Raw genomic sequence first — 3556 nt, 5'->3', positions numbered from 1 at the left:
CGCCCGAAACGGCCGGCGAACCGAGCCGTGAAATCACCGAATTCATCTGACCAGCCATCAGCTATGTTCTCCGACACACAATACTCAACGAGGCGCAGGGTCACCAGGTCACGGAGTGTCGTTGCAGTACTAGGTCGTGTATCGAAAGCGCTGTTCATGCTGCTTGTCGACGATCGGTTCACTCGATCGGGTGAACTGGTGGTGAGTCGCCGCCTGCCTCGCGCCCTCTGATCATGATGTCCGTGAGCCGTCCCCGTATCCCCACGGAGGACGGCGACTCCATGATGCGAAGACGAGGTGGGAACGAACGTGTCCAGTGAGGTGTGGAAGGTCGAGCTTGGGGCCGGCACGGTGGCGGGGCGGGTCGAGAACGGGGTCGGGAGCTTCCTCGGCATCCCGTACGCGGAGCCCCCGGTCGGCACGCGACGGTACGCGGCGCCGTCGCCTTCCTTCGGTTGGGAGGGCGTGCTGGAGGCGAACGCGTTCGGTCCCGCCCCGTCCCGCGCCACCGACGGGATCTTCGACACGCTGCTGAGCGGCGATCCCGCGCTCGTGGGCGGCGACAACGTCCTGACCGTCAACGTCTGGGCGCCGCGCGAGCAGGCCGATCCGCGGCCGGTCATGGTGTGGTTCCACGGCGGCGCGTTCCTGCGCGGTTCCTCCGCCGGGACCTGTTACGACGGATCCGCCTTCGCGCGCGACGGTGTCGTGCTCGTGACCTTCAACTACCGGCTGGGCATGGAGGGCTTCGGCTGCCTCGACACCGGGGAGGCCAACCGGGGTCTGCGGGACCAGGTCGCGGCTCTGGAGTGGGTGCAAGAGAACATCGCCGAGTTCGGCGGTGACAAGGGGAACGTCACGGTCTTCGGCGAATCGGCCGGCGCGATGAGCATCCTGGCCCTGATATCCAGCGGCGTCGTCTCGGAGGACGGCCTGTTCCACAAGGCGATCGTGCAGAGCGGCACCGCGAGCATCGGCCAGAGCGTGGATGACGCGCGCCGCCTGTCCTACGCGGTCGCGTTCTCCGTCGGCGCCCCTTCCCCCAGCGCGCACTACCTCGGCCCGAAGGCCCCTGCCGACGTGGTCAAGGCCCAGCAGGCGGTGCACGGCGCCGTCGTCGAGTCCGCCGACCGCGACTCGTGGGGCGACACCACCATCGACTCGTGCGGCATGTCGTTCCTCCCCGTGGTCGGCGACTACCTGGTTCCCAAGGCCCCGATCGAGTCCCTCCGCGAGGGCGTGGGGGCGGACATCCCGCTGCTGATCGGGACGACCACGGAGGAGAACCGCTTCTTCGTCGCTCCATACGCCGACATCGTCGACGCGCCCGCCGACAAGCTCAAGGAACGGCTCGCCGTCTACGGGGCGCCGGCGAACGCGTACGACGTCTACCGGGCCAACTCCGGGGGCGTCTACCCGCGTTCCACGCCTGCCGAGACCTTCGCCGCCGTGATGACGGACCGGCTCTTCCGCATCCCCAGCTACCACGTCGCCGAGACCCGGCAGCGGGAGGGCGCGGCCCCGGCCTACGTCTACGAGCTCGGGTGGCGCTCGCCCGCCTCCACAGACACGAAGGTCCCGTTCGGCGCCGCCCACATCGTCGACCTCCCGTTCGTCTGGGACAACCTCGACGGCCCCGAGACCGCGGAGCTCCTCGGCGCCAACCCGCCCGCCGACCTTGCGAAGACGATCCGCTCGCACTGGATCGCGTTCGCGCGCACCGGCAAGCCCGGCGCCGACTGGCCCGCCTACGACGTCGTCGACCGCCCGGTCATGACCTTCGCCAAGGACGGCACCTCGGCCAACGAGGTCGTCAAGGACCCCCGTTCCCAGGAGCGGCAGCTCTGGGACGGCGTGGACTTCCTCACCAAGACCGAGGAGGACTGAACCGCCCCTCGGCGGTCAGCTGAACGCCCTGCCCCACCGGGGCCCGCTCGCACTGCGGGCCAGGGCTCCCGGTGGGCCGCGCGCGAGCACGGCGGCAGCGCGGCCCGCCCCGCGGCCCTCACGGAGCCCTCCACACCGCCGTCGCCGACCTCCTGCTGGCGGCGAGCAATATTCCCCAGTGACGAATGGATCCCCCAAACGCCACGCAGCGTCACGGCGGGGTGCCCACTCGTCACCGTCATAGTGGTGATGGGTGCTACTTGCACTACAGCAGCGGATCTTCGTGGTCGCGATCGAAGTTGACCGTTTCGTGGCTCTGCGCCTCCTCCAAGCACCCCCGCTGTCGCGCCGCAGGTCCCTCCGTTCTCCTGGCCACTGAACTTGATTGGGTGATGTCGGAGCCGTTCGCCTGACAGTGGTGGGTGGGCTCCGGTAGCTCTGGGTTCGTGAGGTACGCGCAGGGCGGCGGGCTGACCGACGCCGAGAGGGCCGCGCGGGAGCGGATCCGGCTGCAGGCCGTGGAACGCTTCGAGGGCGGGCAGAAGAACCGGGAGATCGCTGTCGCGCTGCGGGTGAGCGAGCGGTCGGTGGAGCGGTGGCGCCGGGCCTGGCGCGAGCGTGGAGGGGTGGGCATCCAGTCGAAGGGATCGCCGGGTCGCCCGAGGCTCGGCCCGGACCAGATTGCCAGGCTGGAACGGGAGTTGGAGCGTGGCCCGCTCGCCCACGGCTGGGCGGATCAGCGGTGGACGCTCGCGCGGATCAAGACGCTGATCGGCCGACTGTTCCACGTTTCCTACACGGTCGAGGGCACGTGGCAGTTGCTCAAACGGCACGGCTGGTCGTGGCAGCAGCCGGCCCGCCGGGCGATCGAGCGCGACGACGCGGCGGTCGAGGTGTGGAAGAAGGAGACCTGGCCGCGGGTAAGAGCGCCGCGGCGGCCCTCGGGGCCTGGATCGTCTTCGAGGACGAAGCAGGGCAGTCGATGACGCCGCCGCGCGCCAGGACATGGGGCCGGATCGGCCGGACCCCCGTCGTTCGAGTCCGGGGGCGGGGTTCCGGCCGGGTGTCGATGGCGGGCGTGACCTGCTACAAACCCGGCGAACGGTCCCGGCTGATCTACCGCATTCGCGAGTACCGGGGCCGCAAGGACGAGCCGAAGGGCTTCGGCTGGCGCGACTTCCGGGACCTGATCGTCCGCGCCCGGATCCAGCTCGGTGGCCCGATCGTGCTGGTCTGGGACAACGTCCGCCTCCACCTGACCAAGCCGCTGCGGGAGTTCATCGCCGCGAACTCCGACTGGCTCACCGTGTTCCAGCTGCCCACCTACGCGCCGGACCTCAACCCACAGGAGGGCATCTGGTCGCTGGCCAAACGCGACATCGGCAACCTCGCCGCCGCCGACCTCGGCCAGATCACCCGAGCCGTGAAGCACCGGCTCAAACAGATCCAGCACCACCCCGACCTCGTCGACGGCTGCCTCGTCGGCACCGGCCTGATCATGGACGGCTGACCGACATCACCCAATCAAGTTCAGTACCGTGCAGCTTCACGCGGTCGAAGCCGGCCGGTCTGGCGATGCCCGGTTCGAGCAAGGTTGTTGCAAAGTTCCGTGATCTTGTAATCCTGCTGGTCAAATGATGCCCAGCAGGTCGAGTGGGCGGGTGAAGGG

The 3556-nt window shown here is 69.2% G+C and carries 2 protein-coding genes; both read left to right on the top strand.

What is annotated here, in order from left to right:
• The first annotated feature begins 309 nt into the window (after nt 1-309).
• Nucleotides 310-1887 carry a carboxylesterase/lipase family protein gene (locus IEZ12_RS37170; protein ID WP_189278835.1) on the top strand — a complete coding sequence of 526 codons (1578 nt, stop codon included), beginning with the start codon at nt 310-312 and terminating at the stop codon, nt 1885-1887.
• A gap of 446 nt (nt 1888-2333) precedes the next feature.
• Nucleotides 2334-3397, top strand: a protein-coding gene (locus IEZ12_RS40875; RefSeq protein WP_444542906.1) for an IS630 family transposase whose coding sequence is annotated in 2 segments (ribosomal slippage) — nt 2334-2781 and nt 2781-3397 — 1065 coding nt in all. Because the reading frame shifts where the segments join, the coding sequence is not laid out codon by codon here.
• Nucleotides 3398-3556: the final 159 nt, after the last annotated feature.

Origin of the sequence: Kitasatospora griseola, assembly GCF_014648555.1 — a bacterium.
In the GTDB taxonomy this organism is placed as follows: domain Bacteria; phylum Actinomycetota; class Actinomycetes; order Streptomycetales; family Streptomycetaceae; genus Kitasatospora; species Kitasatospora griseola.
The sequence above is the reverse complement of the archived record's forward strand: the minus strand, read 5'-3'. Positions and strand labels throughout refer to the sequence as shown.